2 protein-coding genes are annotated in these 2,720 nt (G+C 69.0%); both read right to left on the bottom strand.

Features of this window, described 5'->3' with window-relative positions; translation table 11 throughout:
- Positions 1 to 116 precede the first annotated feature (116 nt).
- Positions 117 to 974: a S1 family peptidase gene (locus ABEA26_RS35645; RefSeq protein WP_345598175.1), complete on the bottom strand. Its 858-nt coding sequence runs from the start codon at positions 972 to 974 to the stop codon at positions 117 to 119.
- 134 nt (positions 975 to 1,108) lie between these two features.
- Complete coding sequence (locus ABEA26_RS35640; RefSeq protein ID WP_345598173.1) at positions 1,109 to 2,638, bottom strand: RNA polymerase sigma factor; 1,530 nt, start codon at positions 2,636 to 2,638, stop codon at positions 1,109 to 1,111.
- Positions 2,639 to 2,720: the final 82 nt, after the last annotated feature.

Below are 2,720 nucleotides of genomic sequence, written 5' to 3'. Positions count from 1 at the left end.
CTGACGCTCCGCGCCCGACGACGAGCCAGCCAGGTACAGGCCGAACGGGCGGCCGCCTCCGTAACCAGGAGGCGGCCGCCCGTGCTCGTTCGTGCCCGGCAGGCTCTCAGCGGCCGTCAGACACCCCCGCGCTGCCGCGCGGCGGTGTCGTCCCATCCCAGCGCGCGCAGGACGGCGGAGACACGTGTGTACACCCCGGGGCTGCCCGGGCGCCCGCAGCCGCTCCCCCAGGACACCAGTCCGATGAGCCTCCCCCGGGCGACCAGCGGTCCCCCGCTGTCCCCCTGGCAGGCATCGCGGCCACCGACGTCCTCACCGGCACAGAGCATGGTGCCGGCGAGATATCGTCCGTCGTCGCTTCCCGGGTACGCCCGCTTACAGCGCGCGTCCGGCAGTACACGCACGCGTGCGGCCCGCAGGCCGTTCGCGTAGTCCCCGGCACCCGAGGTGTCACCCCATCCGTAGACGAGGGCTCCCGTCTCGGGGCTGTAGGCGGGGTCACCCTCGGCCGCCATCCCTATGACGGAGCCGGCGGGAAGAGCCTCGGCGAGGCTGAGCACGGCGAAGTCACCGGAGTTGCTGACGTCGTCGTGCGCCGGGTTCACCCAGACGTCGCGGACGGCGACCTCGTGACCCTGCTCCGACAGCAGGTCCGTACGGCCGGCGATGACGCTCAGGTCCCGTACCTCCTCGGGCGGCGACCCGAGAACCTGCTCGCCCAGACAGTGGGCCGCCGTGAGCACGGTGGTGCGCCCGACGGCCACTCCCCCGCAGAACTGTCCCGCCCGCGTACCTCCGAACCGGTCACGACTGGACAGGGCGACGGTCCACGGACTGTCGGACACTTCGACCGGAAAGCCTCCGACGACGACACTGTCGGCGGACGCGGGGGTGGCGGACACCAGCGGTATCGCGGTTGCCGCGGCCGCCAGGACCAGCGGCCGGACCAGTGCCCGGGCAAAGAGGCGACGCATGCAGGCTCCTCACTCCACGTTGCGATGGAACACCCAGAGTGATCCAGCCCGCTGCGCCGCGCACCCGCTGGCCAACACGAAGGCCCGGTTCCCCACCTGGTGGAACCGGGCCTCGTCGCTCTTACGACCGCGATCTAGTCGAGGTAGTCGCGCAGCACCTGGGAACGCGACGGGTGGCGCAGCTTCGACATCGTCTTCGACTCGATCTGGCGGATGCGCTCACGCGTGACGCCGTACACCTTGCCGATCTCGTCGAGGGTCTTCGGCTGACCGTCGGTGAGACCGAAGCGCATGGAGACGACGCCCGCCTCACGCTCGGACAGGGTGTCGAGGACGGAGTGCAGCTGCTCCTGCAGGAGCGTGAAACTGACCGCGTCGGCCGGCACGACCGCTTCGGAGTCCTCGATGAGGTCACCGAACTCGCTGTCACCGTCCTCACCCAGCGGAGTGTGCAGCGAGATGGGCTCGCGGCCGTACTTCTGGACCTCGATGACCTTCTCCGGGGTCATGTCGAGTTCCTTGGCCAGCTCCTCCGGGGTGGGCTCACGGCCCAGGTCCTGGAGCATCTGACGCTGGACGCGCGCGAGCTTGTTGATGACCTCGACCATGTGCACCGGGATACGGATGGTGCGGGCCTGGTCGGCCATCGCGCGGGTGATCGCCTGACGGATCCACCACGTGGCGTACGTGGAGAACTTGTAGCCCTTGGTGTAGTCGAACTTCTCCACCGCGCGGATCAGACCGAGGTTGCCCTCCTGGATGAGGTCCAGGAAGAGCATGCCGCGGCCGGTGTAGCGCTTGGCCAGGGAGACCACCAGGCGGAGGTTGGCCTCCAGCAGGTGGTTCTTGGCGCGGCGGCCGTCCTCGGCGATGATCTCCAGCTCGCGCTTGAGCTTGGGCGCGAGCTTGTCGGAGTTCGCCAGCTTGTCCTCGGCGAACAGGCCGGCCTCGATGCGCTTGGCGAGCTCGACCTCCTGCTCGGCGTTGAGCAGGGGGACCTTGCCGATCTGCTTGAGATAGTCGGTGACCGGCTCCGCGGTGGCACCGGCCGCGGCGACCTGCTGGGCCGGAGCGTCGTCCTCGTCGTCGTCGGACAGGACGAAGCCCGCGTTCTCGGTGCCCTCGGGCTCCTCCGTCGCGGCCTTCGGCTCCTCGACCGCCTCGTCCTCGAGAAGCTCGCCGTCTTCCTTCTTGGCGGTGGTCTTCTTGGCCACCGTCTTCTTGGCGGTCGACTTCTTCACCGCCGCCTTCTTGGCGGTCGTCTTCTTGGCCGCCGCCTTCTTGGCGGGCGCCTCTTCCTCACCGGCGGGGTCGGTGGGCGCCGCCGCAGTGGCGGGGGCGGTGGCCTTCCTGCTGGTCACCGGCTTCGCCGCGACCGTCTTGGTGGCGGTGCGCTTGGCGGGACTCTTCGCTGCGACGCTCTTACGGGTGCGCTTGGGCTCCGCGGCACTGACCATCAGCGTCACACCCTCTTCCTCGAGGATCTGATTGAGGCTGCGCAGTACGTTCTTCCACTGAGTGGCCGGAATCTGGTCAGCTTCGAAGGCTCGACGCACGTCGTCGCCGGCGATCTGCCCCTCAGCCTTTCCCCGCTCAATGAGCGCCATGACAGAGACGGACTCGGCGATCTCCGGCGGGAGCGTACGGGATGTGCTGGCCGACACGAACAACCTCTCGGAACGTTGGAAAACGGCTTCCGGCCCCGTCCATGACGGACAGGAGCCGACCGTCGGCTTGGGAGTGGGC

Source organism: Streptomyces marokkonensis (genome assembly GCF_039539045.1).
In the GTDB taxonomy this organism is placed as follows: Bacteria; Actinomycetota; Actinomycetes; order Streptomycetales; family Streptomycetaceae; genus Streptomyces; species Streptomyces marokkonensis.
This window is presented reverse-complemented; position numbering and strand designations above follow the sequence as displayed.

Excerpts from the sequence above, each read along its gene's own strand:
- ABEA26_RS35645 (WP_345598175.1), bottom strand. The coding sequence starts at position 974 with ATGCGTCGCCTCTTTGCCCGGGCACTGGTCCGGCCGCTGGTCCTGGCG.